This is a genomic window from Lentilactobacillus hilgardii (genome assembly GCF_009832765.1).
Taxonomy (GTDB): domain Bacteria; phylum Bacillota; class Bacilli; order Lactobacillales; family Lactobacillaceae; genus Lentilactobacillus; species Lentilactobacillus hilgardii.
Genome location: NZ_CP047121.1, coordinates 491,958 through 510,327 on the forward strand (window position 1 = coordinate 491,958; position 18,370 = coordinate 510,327).

Below are 18,370 nucleotides of genomic sequence, written 5' to 3' on the forward strand. Positions count from 1 at the left end.
TTAAAATTGCCTCCAAAAATTTACAGGCAAGAAGTCACATTTTTGAGTTTTGTTATCAAAAGTATGACTTCTTTTGCGTATATGTTAATTTATGAAGAGAGTGTGAACTCTGGGTAAATTTTAGGTAAAGAATCAATACGAAGGACTTTTATTTTTCACATAAAGCGGTATGATAATTCAGATTAAGAAATTAATGGAGGTAACTTTTATCGTGCGAGGCACTTCCCGATTAACTAAATTGATGGCTGTTATTTTGGTATTGACCTGTGTTATTGCAGCATTAGTACCGTCAGCAACAGCTCAAGCAAAAAGTAAGAAACTAAAGTATAAATTCGAAGCCAAAGAAATTTACGTAATGGACGCAAAATCCGGCCAGATGCTGTATCAAAAAAACAGTGATCAGAGACGACCAATTGCCAGTTTATCCAAATTAATGACACTGTACCTAACCAAAAAGGCAATTGATCAGCATCAATTGTCTTGGAATCAAAAAGTCCCTGTCAGCAAGCCGCTTATCAAGATGAGCAAAAGTTATGAACTGGGTACTTTTAAAATTAAAAGATCAAAGCAATATACGGTTAAACAACTTTATCAGGCAGCTTTAATTGCATCTTCCAATTCATCGGCAATTGCTCTTGGAGAGTTGGTGGCCGGCGGCAGTAATACCAAGTTTATTAACCTGATGAATCGGCAGGCTCAAAAGTGGGGGATTGATGCTCATTTTGTCAGCAGTTCCGGTCTTGATAACACCGATTTAACAACCTACAAACTTCAAGTTCCGGGAACCGGCAAAAAAGCTCAGAATATGGTGAGTGCCAAAGCTATTTCAACCGTTGCCGCAAAAGTTTTGGGCGAATTTCCTTCAATTACCAAGTGGAGTAGGAAGCCCTCGATGAAGGTTGGCAATCAGGTTCTGGTGAACAGCAACAGACTGTTGAAGGGGGACGCTTTCTATAAGAAGAGCGAGCATGTTGACGGTTTAAAGACCGGCTTCACAGATACTGCCGGTTTATGCCTGACCGTGTCTTTTTGGCATAAAGGACGTCATCTGATTGCAACGATCATTGACAGCAACACCATTTTTTCATCGATGGAAAAATTGGTGAGAGCAATTGAAAAGAACTATACAACAGAAACGCATTTGATTCATCAGAATATCTTTACGATTGGAAATAGAAAAGTTTCCGCGTCACCTCAGGATTCAAGGGCGACCATATGGAAGACTGAATCATCCAAACCGTCTATTAGCGATTCATATGAACCAACGACTCAAAAATTGCCGGTTAAAAAGGGCTCAACCGTTGGCAACGTTCTTGTAAAAGTCGGGAACAGTACTGCGACGGTCCCGATGCTGGCAACACAAAGTGTTCGGGCACCTAAAACTATCGTCAAAGAAACGGTTAAACATCGATCGCTTTTTTCGAAAATCGGTGACTTCCTGGGGAATCTTATCAGTGGTCTAGCGAGAGTGGTTAATCAAATTTTTAAACATCTTTAATTGAATATCACCTAAAAGTGTGAGGACAGAATTTTGATGTCTTTGCGCTTTTTTGTTTGGAGTGGTTTTGGCTTGCCATGGGTTGATTCCGCACACTGATTAGGACTGCTTCGCTAACCACAAGCCTGCATGTAAGCTGACAGCCATCAAATTCCAAGGGCGGGAATTTACTGCCTGCCAACTTACACTCCGGCTTGTCCCAGGTTAGCTCCGCACACTTTATTAGGACTGCTCCTCAAAGCAGCATTCTACATGTAAGGGATTCTTTCCAAAAATCCAACCCCGGGATTTCCGAAAAGAACGCCTTACACTTCGAATGCTAACCGCTTTGCTCCGCACACTTTCTTAGGACTGCTCCTCAAAGCAGTACCACTCCATATAAGGGATCGATTTGAAAAATCCAAACCCGGGATTTCCCAAATCGACGCCTTATATTCCGGGTACTAACCGCTTTGTTCCGCACACTTCTTAGGACTGCTTCAAAAGACTGATCCCTGCCATACAAGGAGCTAAATTCAACATTCCAAAAACAGGAATATTGAATTTAGCTCCTTGTACTCTGGGATCAAACCGTCTTTTTTCGCACACTTTTACTTTTTTGATACATTAAGATGCCTTATTTTTTACACTGACTTGTTATCTTTGAGGTATTAAGAAGAGGAGGGTTCATCATGAATTTCAAACACGTCGTGAAACGGTTTGTCGGGTTAATTTCTATTATGTCGGTTGCACTTTTATTTGCCGGTTGTTCCAAATCAGCCGCTCATAAAGTGACCCATATTACATACTGGCATGTCAATGCTCAGACACTTGGGGGTGCTTCGGTAGATAAATTGGTCAAGAAGTTTAATGATACGCATAAGACGATCAAAGTGACGGCCAAATACAATCCCAATATGTATCAAGGGTTAATGCAGAATTTACAGTCTGCCCAAGCATCCGGGAAGGTGCCGGATATCGTTCAAATTGGTTGGGCCTTTACCAACTACTTTTCAGATAATTTTAAGTATATGACGCCAACGGATGCTGCTCAAAAGTTCGATAAAAATAAAGATACAATTACGAAGAACTTTTCAAATCAGGCACTTTCATTTGCGAAAAATGCTAAAGGAAAGCTGGTTGGTTTACCTTATTCACTCAGTACACCCATTCTTTATACGAATGATAGTATGCTTGCCAAATACGGGATTAAGAAAAGTGATCTAAGCACTTGGGAGGGTGTTTCAAAGGCTGCCAAGACCATTAAACAAAAGAGTGGTAAATATGGCGTCTATATTCAAGAACCTGCCGATACCTGGGCCCAGCAAGCGATGATGCTGAGCAATGGTGCTCAGATTAAGGATGCCAGTGGTAAAGCAGCCTTTGCCAGCAGCCAGGGTGAACAGGCTTACCAACTTTATCAGGATATGGTCGTAAAAGATAAGACGGCCATTCATACGCCCTGGAATCAAGGGATGGATGACTTTGTTAATGGAAAGGTAGCCATGGCATTTACAACGGTTGCCCAAGCCTCACATATTAAGCAGAGTGTCAGTTTTAAAGCTTCTGCTCAAACAGCTCCAACCTTTAAAGCGCATAAACTAACCGTTCCGGTTGGTGGCTCGATGCTGTCAATCACTGCCCAAAAGACTGATCAGCAAAAGGCCGCTTGGACATTTGAAAAGTTTATGTACCAAAATGATTCATTGTTAACCTGGGATAAAGGAACCGGTTACCTGCCACCGACAAAGACGGCTTTGGATTCCAGTCAATTCAAGACCTACCTGGCAGCCAACCCGATGATCAAACCGGCTGTTGATGAATTACCCAACGCCGTTCCCTGGACCTCATTCCCTAAGAATGGGCTTCAGGCTGAACAGGATATGATTGATGCACGTGATAAGATTCTGTCGGGAAGCAGCGTCAGTTCAACGCTTAAGTCAACTCAGGAGAAGATTAATGATCAACAATAGTTCACAGGTTCAAAATAAAATCGCAAGTCGCTCAGGGCCGGAAATTACCGGCCGTTTTCGGTATCGGCTAAAGCCACTGATGTATTTGTTGCCATCGGCACTTTTGTTGTTTGTATTTATTGTGATTCCGATTGGTTACACATTTTATCTCAGCTTTTTTAATTGGAATTTGATTGCACCGACAAAGGAATTTGTGGGCCTCCAAAACTACATTAGCGTCTTTACGGATCCAACCAATCAGAAAGTCATGTTAAACACGGTAATCTATATCATACTCCTGTTGATTCTGAACTTTATTTTTCCATATTTAATCTCATTAATTGTCAATTTCTTTATTGGCAAAATGAAAGGCGCCTATAAAGTATTATTCTTTATTCCAAGCCTGTTTTCTCTGGTAGTGGGAGCCATGCTATTTTCATGGATTCTGAATCCGGTGTCCGGCCCGGCAGCTTTGATGCTACGAAATTTTGGAATGAAGTTACCGCAGTGGACCAATTCGGGATCAATGGCAATTATTGTGATCTGTCTGATTACAAACTGGAAGGTTTTTGGATACAATTTTATCTTGCTATTAACCGGTTTGGGGGCGGTTCCCCGCAACATTTTAGATGCTGCGGCACTGGACGGGGTACCAAAATGGCGGGTCATTTGGAATATTGTGTTACCGATGAACCGTGGTGTCGCTATTTATGTATTGATTTTAACGATTGTTCAAGGACTGCAGTATGTTTTTACACCACTTAACGTGATTACACAAGGCGGTCCATATTACGGATCGTCCAACATTTTATATCACACCTATTTAAATGCATTTGTGCTTTACAAAACTGGAAGTGCCTCTGCTTTGGCAACTGTTACCTTTATGATCTTTTTGGTGCTGTTATTTGTTGAAATCAAGTTTGTTGAGGGGAGGAATCGGGATGTTGAGTGAGCGAAGGCATATTGGATGGCATGTTTTGTTACTTCTCATTTGTCTATGTGTCATCGTGCCCGTTCTTTTTATGATTTCCAATTCGTTTAAAACGTTACAGGAATCCTACCATTCAATCCTACAGTTGATTCCTTCCCATCCTACCTTAAGTAATTATCGAACGTTGGATAAACAAATCAACATATTGAGGATGGTTGGCAACACCTTCCTAATGGCAACACTTGTTACTTTGGGAAAGGTGTTAACCGGACTGCTGGCAGCCTACGGGTTTCTGAATTTTCATTTTAAAGGTAAACGTGTGGTTTACTTCTTATTTGTTGCAACAATTTTTGTGCCGTTTACAACGGTGATGATTCCAAACTATTTGGTGATTTCCAAAATGAATTTGTTGAATAACGTTCTTGGTGTGGCACTTCCACAAATGTGTGATGCAACCGGGATCATGTTATTTTTAAAAGCCATGGAAAGGGTTCCTAAATCCTTAACCGAATCAGCTAAAGTAGATGGTATTCCGGACCGGCGGATATTCTGCAATATCATTGTGCCACTATTAAAGCCCAATATTATTAGTGTGGGTGCGATCTTCTTTATTAACAGCTGGAATGAATATGTTTGGCCGACGTTGATTTTGAAAGATAAAAGTAGTTTTACGTTACCATTAGCCCTTCAAAATTATATTTCCAGTGAAGGTGGGACAAACTTTCCGTTGGCTATGGCATTGGCAGTTATCATGATTGTGCCGCCACTATTGATTTACATTGTGTTTCAACGTTATATTTTGAGCAGTATCAGCAATTCGGGATTGAAGTGAGGCGAAGTATATGGAAACAAACGGTTTTTCAGTTGAATTAAAGGACGTTTCGAAAAGTTATAACAAAAAGACCAACGTTATTAATGAAATGAATCTTTCGGTTAGACCGGGGGAATTTTTGGTTTTCCTCGGACCTTCCGGTTGCGGCAAGTCAACCACACTAAGAATGATTGCGGGTCTTGAAAATCCTACCGGTGGTCACATTTTAATTAATGGTCATGACTCGGCTGCTATGACAAGTCGCCAGCGAAACATTGCCATGGTTTTTCAAGACTATGCCTTGTACCCGAACATGACTGTTTATCAAAATTTGGAATATGCGCTGCGGGTACGAAAAGTACCGAAGAAAACCCGCCAACAACGGTTATCTACAATTTTAGCTTCGTTAAATTTAAGTGATTATAAAGATCGTTATCCGGCTCAACTATCCGGCGGTCAAAAGCAACGGGTGGCACTGGGACGGGGAATGGCCAAGAAGAGCAACATCTTTTTACTGGATGAACCGCTCTCGAATATTGATGTTCAATTAAGAGAGAAGGCACGGGATCAATTACTACAGTTACACGCAGAAAATGGGCAAACAATCATTTACGTCACACATGATCAGCAGGAAGCCATGGCTTTGGGAGATCGGATTGCGGTCATTAATGATGGAAAGATTCAGATGATTGACACCCCGGATAATCTGTATCGACATCCAACAAACCTGTTTGTTGCACAATTTGTCGGGACGCCACAAATCAATATTCTTCCCGTGAACTTTTCGAATCATCAACTAACCGGCGTGGATGGCACGGTCATTTCGAGACCCGGGAAAAACATCCGGGCCAATTTGGATGAGGATCAATCGTATTTATTAGGGATTCGACCTGAAAATGTTCATCTACATGATGAACAGGTATCTGGCAGTTTTCCGGTTGAAGTTCAAACAATCGTGGATTATGGTAGGTACAAGCAGTTAACCTGTAAAGCATTTGGCGAAAAGTTTATTAAAGCAGTGGTCAACCAATGGCCTAAGAATGCGACTGGAACTGCTTGTGCAACGCTTGATGAATCGGCAATGCTGTTGTTCGACCCAAATACCAATCAGAATGTGTTGGATGCTCAATCAAACTATGTATTGGAGTGATGATAATGGTTCAGTGTAAAATTGTTCAGATTTCTGATACTCATTTAACACCGGCGGGCGCAAAACCTGCCAATCATCAACGCCTTGATCCTGAAGAAAAATTGCGCACCGTTTTTGATGATATTTACAATAGCAACGTTGATCCCGACCTGATTGTGATCAGTGGTGACCTGATCCATGAGGGAGATGCCGAGGCTTATGCAGATTTTCATCACATGCTGGATCAGGAGCAGGAACGTTTGATGGCCCCGATCAAAGTTATTTTGGGTAATCATGATCGAACCGATCAATTTTATAAAGGCTTTTTAGGTAAGAAACGGGTAGCTACTCGTTATTACTATCATGAATCGTTAGAGGGGCTGGAGTGTTATTTTCTGGATACCAAATGCGGTGATATTGAGCAGGGGTATTTGGATCAAACCCAATTACATTGGTTGAAAAACCAGTTACAGGAATATCAAAGGCCGGGAATCATTTTCATGCACCATCCGCTATATGGCCCGCCATTGCAGCAAATGCGCTACAGTATCTTACAAAATGGGGATGATCTGTTGAACGTTATCGACCATACTTATGTTAAAGCGATCTTTTCCGGTCATGTTCATTTTGCTAACAGCTATGTGGTAGACGGCATTTTGAATGTGGTTGCTGATTCGACGGCTTACCATATCAATTGTGCCAATCCACATGAACATTTTGTGACCGATGGGACCGCTTATAATGTCATTACGGTTGATGGTGATGACATAGGCGTCGAACAGCGGTTGCTTTATTTAGGCACTAAAACGATTAATGCCTTTAAGATTCCCAACACAGATTTTGTAGATAAAAAAATCCTCACCCGGGCTTGGAGTAATGTCCTGAGTAAGGAATAAGGCCGGCAATTTATTGCCTGAGTTTCGAGTATAAGGCCATATCTCTGAATTGGTCGTTATAAAAAGCGTATTGTTTTAAGATGCCATCTAAATGAAAGTCTCGACGTTCTGCAACGTTGCGGCTTTTTTGATTATGTTCATCAGCCATAATTTCAATGCGATTCATATTCAAATCGTGAAAAGCAATTGCTTCGACTTCTCGAACGGAAGCGGTCATAATACCCTTTCCTTGAAAACGTCCCGCCAACCAGTAGCCAATTTGGCAACGACGATTTTCGTGATTGATTTGATGGAGATCAAGAACGCCGGCAATTTCATCCTGATATAAAATAATAGCAAACCAAAATGTGCCGGCGGCCATTCTCTGAAGACCATCCTTAATGAAGGCTCTTTCATCATTAATTGAAAATATTTCTTTTGCCCAAGGCAACCAGCGGCCAAATTCAGCTCGGTTGGTATTGACGATTTCAAGCAGGCTGTTGGCGTCCTGCTTTTCGGGCAGTTTCAAAGCAATCGTTTCATTTACTTTATGTATGAACATTTGCCATTCCCCCTTACGATACCTACAAAACAAGTATACTATACTTATACATCTAGAAACGCGGAGGACACGGAATGTTTCAAATGATTGGTAATCTTCAAAATCAACCTTATATGGAAAAGTATATGCGCAATCAATATCGGTTCTTAGGATTAAAAACACCGGATAGAAAAGCCCAGTCAAAAGAAATTGTGACTGCCTCAAAAAAATGGCCGATAGCGCGAGTGTTTTCAACGATCACGGCGCTTTATCAACGGGACGAACGGGAGTATCAATACGTAGCAATTGATATTGCACATGTTAACGTGAAACGGCTGACATTTTCTGATATTGACAGATTAACAGCCTATATTCAAAAAAAGTCGTGGTGGGATACCGTGGATTCATGGCGAAAGACATTCGGTCAATTTGTTCGATTGCACCCGGAAGAAAAAAGGCGGGTATTTAATCTTTTTTACCAACATGAAAATTTTTGGATGAGGCGGATTGCAATTACGCTTCAATTGCTCGAGAAGGAAACACTTGATAAAGAACTACTGACTAAAGCAATTGAATACGATATTAATACTGAAGAATTTTTTATTCAAAAGGCGATTGGCTGGTCGCTGAGAAATTATAGTAAATATAATCCGGAATGGGTCAAGACTTTTATTGCTGCTCATGAGTTGTCAAAATTGGCGGTTAAAGAAGGCAGTAAGTATCTTTAAGATTAAGCATTACAGGGATCGCAAACTAATCGCAAACCGTCTTTTCTGGTTTGCATTTTTTTGTCGAACGAGTTGATGCAACCAGATGGTGCTGTTCAATAATTGAACCGGTGGGTATACTAAAATTAAAAGTTGGCATAATGATCGTATCGTTGAGGTGAGTAATCGTGAAAATTGGAAAAGTATTACAGGTACAAAGGGAAAAACGTCACTGGTCACAAGCCGAATTGGCTGAAAAATTAAGTATTTCTCGTCAATCTATTTCTAAATGGGAACAGGAAGTCGCATTGCCAAGCTTTGCAAATGTCGTTGCGATTAGTGACCTGTTTAAAATTTCATTAGATGATTTAATTAAAGGAGACGATAAGCTGATGGATAAACTTTCAAGAAATGATAAAATGCGCCCGGTTACAAAAATACTACTATGGGCGTTTGGTTTTGCAATTAGTATCTATGTATTGCTTCAAGTGCTTCATATTGGAGTGGCCGATGTTTGGAACTGGGTAGAGTTTCCGTTATTCGTGACCTTTATTGCACTTTTATTTACAATTAATTGGCGTCAGTTAAATCGGGCGTTCTCTAAGCCTACAATTATATTGGGCATTATCGTGCTAACCTTATTTTTAGTACCGGAAATCTATGGGTTTGTACATGAAGCAGTTAGCAATGCTATGGCGTATTATCAGGGATACCAAGACGGTTTTTATAATTTTTTGGAATGAAAATGGCGTCTAATCAAAAGAGGTACAATTCCACTCGGAATTGTACCTCTTTTGATTAGCTTGCACGCTTACTTAGTGTCTTGAAGCAAGGTGATGATGATCGGTAAATCGAAATCCGAGAAATACCAATGCCGCTGCGATTAAGAATGATAGCAAACCAGGTAACACAGTTGTTACACCGAAACTGGCAACAATCGAAGCAAAGATCGTGCCGATTATCAAAGTTAACAAACCAATTAACGTGATTTTTAAGTTTTCATCCATAAGATCGCTCCCCCTACATTTAATGAAAAACTGCAAGCAATTTGGAGGCGGATAAGAAGCGGACTAAAACTGCTTCTAACCGTGTTGGATCAAGGAATATTGTTGAAGCGTAGCAACAAACTGCCTGCGTTTCCCTACAACTTCATTATACCGATGTTACATGGGAATGTCACCAGTATTAATAATAAAAAATGAACAAATTTTTAGTTATGTTCACAACTTGTGAACACTTGTTGATCTCATTGAAAAGGCTTTCTAAACGTGTTGCCTTGAAAAATAAGTCTGTGTACGCTATGATAAATACATACTAAAAAGGGATGTGACAGGACATTGAAATTTGCAAATCGTTAATCAGAAATTAAAGCCGACTGTTTTATACAGGGGGTAAGTCTGTGCGATTTGTAATGACTGTCAATGTCTGGATCATTTGGATCATTAAATCTGAATTTTTGCATCCACGACTTGAATAAGTACGACAAAACCCGTCTGCAGATTATTGCAACGGGTTTTATTTTTAAAATTAAACAGACATACGCCATTACATTTAGGGAGCGTGTGAGTTATGGGAACTATTCAAATTAAGAATTTATCGTTTCGATATGATGGCATGGTCAACCATATTTTTGACCAATTCAGTCTCAGCATTGATGAAAGTTGGAAACTGGGATTGATTGGTCGAAACGGCCGCGGCAAAACGACCTTTTTAAACTTATTGTTGGGAAAATATCCCTATCATGGAGAAATCCAATCTAATCTGCGTTTTAATTATTTTCCGCAACCGATTACCGATTCCACGAAAAACGTTGTGGATGTCCTACTGGCTGTTTCGGGGTTAAACGAATCAGAGGTTTGGAAAATTCAACTGGAAATGGATCAATTGGGATTGACTGACGATCTACTAAGCCGGCAGTTTTCAACTTTAAGCCCGGGTGAACAGACCAAGGCATTATTGGCGGCCATGTTTACCGATAAAGAGACTTTTCAACTCATTGATGAGCCAACCAATCATTTGGATATTGCCGGTCGCCAAGTTGTTGCGAACTATTTAAAGTCAAAACGGGGATTTATTGTTGTCAGCCATGATCGTTATTTTATTGATCAGGTCATCGATCATGTGCTATCTATTGACCGGGCAAAGATTCAATTATTTGACGGTAATTATGATACGTGGCAACGCGAATTTGATCGTGAGAATCTGAGTGAGAAAAATGAGAGGGCACATCTGCAAACTGAAATTAAACGCTTGAGTGCGACTGCCAGTCAGGTAAAACAGTGGGCAGGAAATGCCGAGAATAAGAAATCTAAAAAAGCTTATGGCGGGCAATCCAATGTCAACCTTGATAAAGGCTTCTTGGGTCATAAAGCAGCAAAAGTGATGAAAAGATCCAAATCAACCCTTAAACGAACGGAATCAGCGATTGATGAAAAGAAGTCGTTGTTAAGGAACATTGATGATGTGGCGCCTTTAACATTGAATTACAAGCAGCCCCATCAGGATCATATTTTACTATTGAACGATTTTCAGGTTCAACGGAATCATAACATTCTGAATGAACCGATTACGTTCGATCTAACAAAGGGCCAGCGATTGGTTTTGGAAGGGCCAAACGGATTTGGAAAGACCACAATGATCAAAGCGATTCTTGGTGAAAAACGGTTGATTGCACGTGGCAGCTTGTCATTTAGTAGAACGGTCAAAGTATCATATTTGACACAGGAATTTGAAACCCTTTCAGGATCAATTGAAGCATATGCAAAACACCATGACGTCGAGTTGCCGGTATTGCTGAATATGTTGAAAAAGCTGGGATTTGAGCGATCGGCATTCACCGAAGATTTGTCAGAACTCAGCATGGGACAAAAACGAAAGGTCTCGTTAGCCAGATCATTGTGTGAACCTGCTAATTTTTATATTTGGGATGAACCTTTGAATTATTTGGATGTCATCACCAGACGTCAGATACAAAAATTAATTTTAAAGGTTAAGCCAACCATGCTGTTGATTGATCATGATCAGGACTTTGTAGACGCAATTGCGACAGAACTGCCAATTGAATTGAAAAAATATCGTTAATCTGAAGGGAGGGGACGTGCTTGAAAGCTTTATCCATGAGGGAACCCTATGCTTGGGAAATCATAATGGGCGATAAAACAATTGAATATCGAACCTGGCTTCCGGGAAAAGTCTCAACCTTTCTTCTTGTCAGTACAGCGACACCATCAGTAACCGATTTTGGCTGGGGATTGCCAAATGGATATGCATTGGCAATTATTAAGATTGATGCGGTATCTGATAATAAAAGTCATGGCAGCTATTCGTGGCATGTAAGTGTCGAGAACTTGGTCAAACCATTTCCCGTAAAGGGCAGATTGCACTTTTATCAGGTGGATGATGCCAAAATTGAAACATTACCTCATTTACTGGATTCGTTGATGGTGTATCGAGAAGATAAAGGTTCTAAGAAAAACGGGAACTTCGTTGAGCAGTATGTCAATCCGCTTTTAAAAATCGGCTATGGACAAATGCCGAAAAAGTACCAAAAGATTATTCAACGAACGGGCGATTGGCATGTAGCAGCTGAAACATGGTACAAATCAAGAAATTCCGGCACACATTAGGTTGATGATCTAGTTGAAAAAAGTGCCGGCAAATAAAAATAAGGTCTACATTTCCAATCCAGTTGAGAAATGTAGACCTTATTTTTTTGTGCTATAGTTTTGCGCTTGCTAAGGTTTGCAATGACGCATCGATTTTTTCTGCACATAAACGGCCTTCATGAATGCCCCAAATAACGAGACTTGGACCGCGGCGGCAATCACCGGCAACGTAGATTTGGTTGTCATTTGTGGTGTAATTGTCATTTTTCTTAGTAATGCCAAATTGGTCAAACAGCCATTGCTCTGCACCGGTAAAGCCCATTGCCAACACAACAACATCGGCTTTGATTCGCTTTTCGGTACCGGCAATCGGCTTAAAATGATCTACCTGACTGATTTCTGCTTCTTTAACTTGGCCATTTTCACCAAAGAAAGCAGTTGCTGTTGCTGAATATTCCGTAACGTTGCCAAAGAGTGCCTTGGCTTCTTTTTGACCATAACCGGTCTTTAAAACCATCGGCCATTCGGGCCATTGATTTTTTGACGTTCGTTCTTTAGGAAGGGCAGGCGTAATTTCCAACTGCGTAATGCCGGCGCATCCTTGGCGAATTGCCGTTCCAATACAATCATTACCCGTATCACCACCGCCAAGGATTAAGACATGCTTGCCCTTTAGGCGGTTATTGGCTTTAGTGCCATCCTTCAGGACTTCTTTAGTGGCAATTTTTAGAAAGTCAGCTGCCTGATAAATACCGGAAAGATCCCGCCCTTTAACATTCAGGTCACGTGCTTGTCGGGCACCGGTACAAATCACAACCCGGTCAAATTCTTTTTTGAGTTCTTCCGCCGAAATGTCTTTGCCGACTTCTGTATTGGGAACCAGATCAATGCCGACTTGAGATAGGGTATTGATTCGGCGCTGAACGACTTCCTTTGGTAATTTCATGTTTGGAATACCATACATCAGAAATCCGCCAAAACGGTCGTCACGTTCAAACAGTGTCACAGAATGACCCAACTGATTTAGTCGCCATGCAGCTGAAATGCCGGCGGGACCACTACCGATAACGGCAATCTTTTTGCCGGTCCGACGAAGTGGTTTACCGGAATCAACAACCCAGCCATTTTTAAAGGCTTGTTCAATAATGAATTTCTCATTATTTCGAATGGTAATTCCCGGTCCGTTTAATGCCTGTACACAGGAAACCTCGCAGGGTGCGGGACAAACCCGCCCAGTCATATCCGGCAGCATATTTGTCCGGCTTAGCCGTTCAAATGCCCGCCGGTCCTGATCACGATAAACAAGGTCATTCCATTCGGGAATGAGATTATCGTTTGGGCAACCGCTGACCGCTCGGCCGCCACCAAAGAAAACACCATGGTGACAAAATGGAATCCCACAATTCATACAACGGGCAGCCTGTTCTCGACGATCTGCGTCGCTTAAGTCAAGTTCCATTGCGTTAAAGTCTTTAACACGCTGCATGATTGGGCGCATGGGATTATCTTTTCTGGGATATTTTAAAAATCCTCTTGGATCTGCCATTTTGAATTCCTCCTAATCTTGACTCGTAGCCGTATAAAAGGCTTTTTCAATCACTTTTTCTTCTGAAATTCCCGGTTTCGTGTATTCACGAATCAGCTTGCGCATCTTGTGATAATCACGAGGGTAAACCTTGACAAAGGTGTGCTTTTCAACTTCCCAGTTATCAAGAATCTTTCGAGCGGTTTCCGAATCGGTGTATTGAACGTGTTTCTTTAGGAGTTCTTGAAGAATGCTGTCATCACCGGCTTCATCCAGATGATAGAGGTCAACCAAGTCCCGGTTGCAGTTTTTTTCAAAGTTGTGTGTCCAATCATAAACGTAAGCGACACCACCGGACATGCCGGCCGCAAAGTTCCGGCCTGTCCGTCCAAGAATGACGGCTACCCCACCGGTCATATACTCACAGCCGTTATTACCAACACCTTCTACAACAACATTGGCACCGGAGTTTCGGACACAGAAGCGTTCACCGGCACGACCATTGAAGTAGGCCTCACCGCCGGTTGCACCAAAGCAGGCAACGTTGCCGACAATTGGTGAGTGAGTGTAAAGTTCTTTGGCTTGGTGAGGGGCAGCAACGATCAAACGGCCGCCGGATAAGCCTTTACCAACGTAATCATTGGCTTCACCAACCAGTTTGATTTCAAGTCCCTGAGTGATAAAGGCACCGAAACTTTGGCCGGCGGTTCCGTGGTAATTAAACCGTAGTTGGCCCGGTTTCAAACCATAGTTACCAAAATGAGCCCCAATCCAACCGCCGAGTCGGGTGCCAACCGCCCGGTCAACGTTATTGATTGGTAGATTGATAGTGGTTGAATTCTGATTCTTCAAACTGGTTTCTGCGAAACGATCCAAATCCGGCCAGTCATACTTCGGCTTGAATGGATTTTCCTTCTTACGATCAATCGTGATCGTCTTGTTTAGCATTCGGTCGTAATTTAAAGTTTTGGACTTGCCTGATGGCACGTAACGCGGCTTTAGGTGTTCACCGTGCCCAACCATTTGGTCAACTGTTCGATAGCCCAAAGCAGCCATTTGTTCCCGTAAATCTTCAGCCAGGAAGTGCATCATATTAATAACATGTTCAGGACGACCGGAATATAGTTTCCGGAGTTCGGGGTTCTGAGTGGTGATCCCAACTGGACATGTATTTAAATTACACTTTCGCATCATGACACAGCCGATTGAGACCATTGTTAAGGTTGCAAAACTAAATTCTTCTGCGCCCAACATAATGGCAATGGCAATGTCGCGGCCGGTTAATAATTTACCATCAACTTCCAAAGTTGTTCGTTGACGTAATTTGTTTAATGCCAATGTCTGGTGGGCATCGGCCAGGCCCATTTCCCAAGGAAGACCGCAATCCCGAGTGGAGTTTCGGGGAGCCGCACCGGTACCACCGTCATACCCGGAGATAACAACCGTGTTGGCTCCGGCCTTAACAACACCGGCAGCGATTGTGCCGACACCGGTTGAAGATACCAACTTTACGTTAATTTTGGCATAAGGGTTAACCTGCTTTAAATCATAGATTAACTGTGCCAAATCCTCGATGGAATAAATATCATGATGAGGCGGTGGTGAGATTAGTTGCACACCGGCAATCGATCCCCGGATACTTGCGACCCACGGATAGGCCTTGCCGGCCGGTAATTGGCCACCTTCACCGGGCTTTGCACCTTGAGCCATTTTAATCTGAATTTCTTCGGCACTCATCAGGTATTCGGTATTGACACCGAATCTGGCAGTTGATACCTGTTTGATCTTACTGTTTCGATCAAGACCGTCGGCACCCACGTGGAATCGGTTGCGACTTTCGCCACCTTCGCCGGAGTTGCTTCTGGCACCTAATTTGTTCATAGCAATCGCAATGGTTTCATGTGCTTCTTCGGAAAGGGCACCGAAACTCATCGCACCGGATTTGAAACGCTTAACGATGGAACTGACAGGTTCAACTTCACTTAGTGGGACCGGTTTGTTATCATTTGTCTCAATATTCCACATTGAACGCAGGGTAACCGGATTCTCCTTGGCTTCCTTGTTCATTTCGGCTGTGTATTTTTGATATTCCTGGTAATCACCCGTTCGAACGGCTTTCTGGAACTGGTAAATACTGGTTGGATTGTAAAGATGTTCTTCGCCATCCACCTTGTATTGGAAGCTGCCCCCGGATGGTAAATCATCAACGGAGTGATTGCTGAACGTTAATTTATATTTTCGATAATACTCATTTTCAATTTGGTTGAGGCTGATGCCGCCAATTCGGGTTGGGGTTCCCGTAAAGTATTGTTCAACCACCGCATCGGATAATCCGACCGCTTCAAATAATTGGGCACCCTGATAGCCGGCAGTTGTTGAGATTCCCATTCGACTCATAATCTTGATAATGCCCTTGGTTGATGCATGACAGTAATCTTCCAAATGATTCTCAAGGCCTCTTTCACGTAAGGTTGCAAAGGCACCATACGGATGGATTGCGGCAGCACCGTAGCCGACCAGACAGGCGAAGTGGTGAATTTCACACGCTTCGGCAGTGTCAACAACGATTGAGGCCGCCGTACCTTTTCCTTGGCGAACCAAATAATTGTGTAAGCCGGAAACGGCCAAAAGAACCGGGATTGTCATTTGATTATCGGCAACCGGCCGATCACTTAACACCAAGATTGTAGCGCCGCTGTCAATTGCATTTTCAGCTTGGGTAAACAAATCCTTAAGGACATGTGCCAATCGATCGGGGGTGTCCGCCAGATCGTAAGCCAGGGACAATTTAGCCACTTTTAAAGCAGGTAAGTCCAAGCTGAGGATTTTGGCATATTCCTGATCGTTAAGAATCGGGCTGTCAATTTTTAATTTATGACAGTTTTCAGCGGAATCTTTCGTGCAGTCACCATCACGTCCAAGAAAACCAAATGTGCCAATAACCACTTTTTCACGTAATGGATCAATTGGCGGATTGGTCACTTGTGCGAAGGACTGCTTGAAATAGGTAAAAAGCGACTGTGGCTTTTTGCTCAAAACGGCTAATGGGGAATCAAATCCCATTGCAACAACGGGTTCACCACCGTTTTGAGCCATTGGAATAAGTGCTGTTTGAATAACCTCATGGGTGTATCCGTTTCGAAGCCAAAGCTTTTTTAAACTATCTTTTGAAATACTTGCTTCAGGTTTAACTTCTGGCAAATTAGCGAGTGTCAAACGATTTGCATTGAGCCATTGCTGGTAAGGATGAGCCTCTGCGCAGTCACGCTTCAGTTCATCAGTCTTGGAAATTCTTCCGGTACTGGTATCGACCAGAATCATTTCAGCCGGAGCCAGGATTCCTTTGTCAACGATGTCACTTGGATCAACATCGACAACGCCGGATTCCGATGCAACCACGAGTTGGTTGTCTTTTGTTAAGGTGAATCGGGATGGTCGTAAGCCATTTCGGTCAAGAAAAGCACCGACTTGAATGCCATCTGTAAAACATAGGGCGGCAGGACCGTCCCAAGGTGCCATGAACGTGGCATTATATTCATCAAATGCCCGTTGTTCATCTGACATCTCTGTGCCGCTTCCCCATGCTTCCGGTACCATCATCATTAATGATTGTGGGATCGATCGGCCATGGCGATATAAGTACTCCATGCAATTTTCCAATTTAGCCGAGTCGGAATCGTCCTCATCATAAATCTCGATTCCGTGACTGGTCATCCAGTTTTCGGCGCCCTTTAACGTGTTGATTTCACCGTTATGAGCCAGGAAACGGAAAGGCTGGGCTCGATCCCAGCTTGGAAATGTATTGGTTGAGAAACGGGAATGGATCAAACAGATTGCACTCTTCATTTGTGGATCGTGAAGATCCGGATAAAAGAGGCTGACCTGATAAGCATGTAGCATTCCCTTGTAAACAATTGTGCGGCTCGATAAGGAGCAAATGTACATCGACTGACGGTCAAAAGTTTTTTCGAGCTGCCGTCTTAAAACATAGAGATGGTCTTCAAAGTCCTGTCCCAGGTTGATATCGACCGGACGCTGTAAGATAACCTGCACAAATCCCGGCATCGATTGTTGGGCTGCCGGACCGCAATTTTCATAAACAAACGGCACGTTACGTGTCCACAAAACCGGAAACCCGGCTTCGTCAATTTGACTGGTAACTGCTTGTAACATTGAAGCTTTCTCCTGCGCGTCATGTGGTAAGAAAAGTTGAGCGACCGCGTAGTCACCAGATTTCGGTAACGTTAATTCGTATTTCGCCATTTGATCACGGAAGAACGCGTCCGGCAGTGCCATAAGTATCCCGGCACCGTCACCGGTATCGGGTTCGGCCCCGGTACCACCACGATGATTCATTCTTTGTAACATGGTCAAAGCCTTTTCCACAATCTCATGACTCGGATGGCCATCCACTTGAGTGATAAAGCCCATTCCACAGGCTGCGTGCTCAAACTTGGGTGAGTACATTAACTTGCCGTCATCCTTTAAGCTATCCATGAAACCACCTACCTTAATAATTTAAACTCAGATTGTCCATACCAATTGTGTAGTTCTCATAGTATTCTAATAATTATAAAATTACAATGTTTTTTTGCATAGTGTAATAAAAAACCGAGATTCTACCTATTATACATAAATTATGTGAAATGGTGAATTTAAGTTGACCATTTTGTTATTATTCCAATAAGCGAAAAATTTAAATTCTAAACGAATATTAAGTTTGGTATTGCAAAAAGGGGGTCTTAGCGTTTATAATTTAATCTAATTTTAATGATACATATTTATGGGAAAGCTGTTTCTATAAATATTCCAAATGT

Annotated in this window: 14 protein-coding genes; 10 read left to right on the forward strand and 4 right to left on the reverse strand. The window is 42.2% G+C overall.

All coding sequences use genetic code 11. The features are described 5' to 3' along the window. The first annotated feature begins 169 nt into the window (after positions 1-169). From GQR93_RS02255 to GQR93_RS02280, 6 genes are all read left to right on the forward strand, one after another. Positions 170-1,498 carry a D-alanyl-D-alanine carboxypeptidase family protein gene (locus GQR93_RS02255; RefSeq protein ID WP_003551919.1) on the forward strand — a complete coding sequence of 443 codons (1,329 nt, stop codon included), beginning with the start codon at positions 170-172 and terminating at the stop codon, positions 1,496-1,498. 671 nt (positions 1,499-2,169) lie between these two features. Beyond that, complete coding sequence (locus GQR93_RS02260; protein WP_003551921.1) at positions 2,170-3,450, forward strand: ABC transporter substrate-binding protein; 1,281 nt, start codon at positions 2,170-2,172, stop codon at positions 3,448-3,450. Continuing rightward, positions 3,437-4,381 carry a carbohydrate ABC transporter permease gene (locus GQR93_RS02265; RefSeq protein WP_003551922.1) on the forward strand — a complete coding sequence of 315 codons (945 nt, stop codon included), beginning with the start codon at positions 3,437-3,439 and terminating at the stop codon, positions 4,379-4,381. The genes GQR93_RS02260 and GQR93_RS02265 overlap by 14 nt, the downstream gene beginning before the upstream one ends. Next, positions 4,371-5,192, forward strand: a complete 822-nt coding sequence (locus GQR93_RS02270; protein WP_035444286.1) for a carbohydrate ABC transporter permease — start codon at positions 4,371-4,373, stop codon at positions 5,190-5,192. The genes GQR93_RS02265 and GQR93_RS02270 overlap by 11 nt, the downstream gene beginning before the upstream one ends. Before the next feature lie 10 nt (positions 5,193-5,202). Then, a complete protein-coding gene (locus GQR93_RS02275) occupies positions 5,203-6,321 on the forward strand; it encodes an ABC transporter ATP-binding protein (RefSeq protein WP_003551925.1) in 1,119 nt (372 codons plus the stop codon). Continuing rightward, positions 6,321-7,196 (forward strand): metallophosphoesterase family protein, encoded by an 876-nt coding sequence (locus GQR93_RS02280; RefSeq protein WP_003551926.1) that lies wholly within the window; start codon positions 6,321-6,323, stop codon positions 7,194-7,196. Before GQR93_RS02275 ends, GQR93_RS02280 begins: the two co-directional genes overlap by 1 nt. A gap of 10 nt (positions 7,197-7,206) precedes the next feature. Here GQR93_RS02280 and GQR93_RS02285 read toward each other — a convergent pair whose 3' ends face one another. Beyond that, positions 7,207-7,737, reverse strand: coding sequence for a GNAT family N-acetyltransferase (locus GQR93_RS02285; RefSeq protein WP_003551927.1), 531 nt, complete (start codon positions 7,735-7,737; stop codon positions 7,207-7,209). A gap of 74 nt (positions 7,738-7,811) precedes the next feature. Here GQR93_RS02285 and GQR93_RS02290 point away from each other — a divergent pair, with 74 nt between their 5' ends. After that, positions 7,812-8,444 (forward strand): DNA alkylation repair protein, encoded by a 633-nt coding sequence (locus tag GQR93_RS02290; RefSeq protein WP_003551928.1) that lies wholly within the window; start codon positions 7,812-7,814, stop codon positions 8,442-8,444. 167 nt (positions 8,445-8,611) lie between these two features. Next, positions 8,612-9,166 (forward strand): helix-turn-helix domain-containing protein, encoded by a 555-nt coding sequence (locus GQR93_RS02295; protein ID WP_003551929.1) that lies wholly within the window; start codon positions 8,612-8,614, stop codon positions 9,164-9,166. A gap of 72 nt (positions 9,167-9,238) precedes the next feature. On the opposite strand, the gene GQR93_RS02300 is transcribed toward GQR93_RS02295, so the two are convergent. Further along, complete coding sequence (locus GQR93_RS02300) at positions 9,239-9,430, reverse strand: hypothetical protein (protein WP_003551934.1); 192 nt, start codon at positions 9,428-9,430, stop codon at positions 9,239-9,241. Between the two features lie 562 nt (positions 9,431-9,992). On the opposite strand from GQR93_RS02300, the gene abc-f reads away from it, so the two are divergent. Next, positions 9,993-11,504 carry a ribosomal protection-like ABC-F family protein gene (abc-f, locus tag GQR93_RS02305; protein WP_003551938.1) on the forward strand — a complete coding sequence of 504 codons (1,512 nt, stop codon included), beginning with the start codon at positions 9,993-9,995 and terminating at the stop codon, positions 11,502-11,504. Positions 11,505-11,524: 20 nt separating this feature from the next. Then, positions 11,525-12,049, forward strand: coding sequence for an ASCH domain-containing protein (locus GQR93_RS02310; protein ID WP_225430383.1), 525 nt, complete (start codon positions 11,525-11,527; stop codon positions 12,047-12,049). Positions 12,050-12,140: 91 nt separating this feature from the next. Here GQR93_RS02310 and GQR93_RS02315 read toward each other — a convergent pair whose 3' ends face one another. Together GQR93_RS02315 and gltB are read right to left on the reverse strand one after the other, a co-directional pair. After that, complete coding sequence (locus tag GQR93_RS02315; RefSeq protein ID WP_003551942.1) at positions 12,141-13,574, reverse strand: glutamate synthase subunit beta; 1,434 nt, start codon at positions 13,572-13,574, stop codon at positions 12,141-12,143. Between the two features lie 12 nt (positions 13,575-13,586). Further along, positions 13,587-18,050 (reverse strand): glutamate synthase large subunit, encoded by a 4,464-nt coding sequence (gene gltB, locus GQR93_RS02320; RefSeq protein ID WP_003551945.1) that lies wholly within the window; start codon positions 18,048-18,050, stop codon positions 13,587-13,589. Positions 18,051-18,370 lie beyond the last annotated feature (320 nt).

Coding starts and splice junctions, on each gene's coding strand:
- GQR93_RS02255 (WP_003551919.1), top strand. CDS start 170: ATGATAATTCAGATTAAGAAATTAATGGAGGTAACTTTTATCGTGCGA.
- GQR93_RS02260 (WP_003551921.1), top strand. CDS start 2,170: ATGAATTTCAAACACGTCGTGAAACGGTTTGTCGGGTTAATTTCTATT.
- GQR93_RS02265 (WP_003551922.1), top strand. CDS start 3,437: ATGATCAACAATAGTTCACAGGTTCAAAATAAAATCGCAAGTCGCTCA.
- GQR93_RS02270 (WP_035444286.1), top strand. CDS start 4,371: ATGTTGAGTGAGCGAAGGCATATTGGATGGCATGTTTTGTTACTTCTC.
- GQR93_RS02275 (WP_003551925.1), top strand. CDS start 5,203: ATGGAAACAAACGGTTTTTCAGTTGAATTAAAGGACGTTTCGAAAAGT.
- GQR93_RS02280 (WP_003551926.1), top strand. CDS start 6,321: ATGATAATGGTTCAGTGTAAAATTGTTCAGATTTCTGATACTCATTTA.
- GQR93_RS02285 (WP_003551927.1), bottom strand. CDS start 7,737: ATGTTCATACATAAAGTAAATGAAACGATTGCTTTGAAACTGCCCGAA.
- GQR93_RS02290 (WP_003551928.1), top strand. CDS start 7,812: ATGTTTCAAATGATTGGTAATCTTCAAAATCAACCTTATATGGAAAAG.
- GQR93_RS02300 (WP_003551934.1), bottom strand. CDS start 9,430: ATGGATGAAAACTTAAAAATCACGTTAATTGGTTTGTTAACTTTGATA.
- abc-f (WP_003551938.1), top strand. CDS start 9,993: ATGGGAACTATTCAAATTAAGAATTTATCGTTTCGATATGATGGCATG.
- GQR93_RS02315 (WP_003551942.1), bottom strand. CDS start 13,574: ATGGCAGATCCAAGAGGATTTTTAAAATATCCCAGAAAAGATAATCCC.
- gltB (WP_003551945.1), bottom strand. CDS start 18,050: ATGGATAGCTTAAAGGATGACGGCAAGTTAATGTACTCACCCAAGTTT.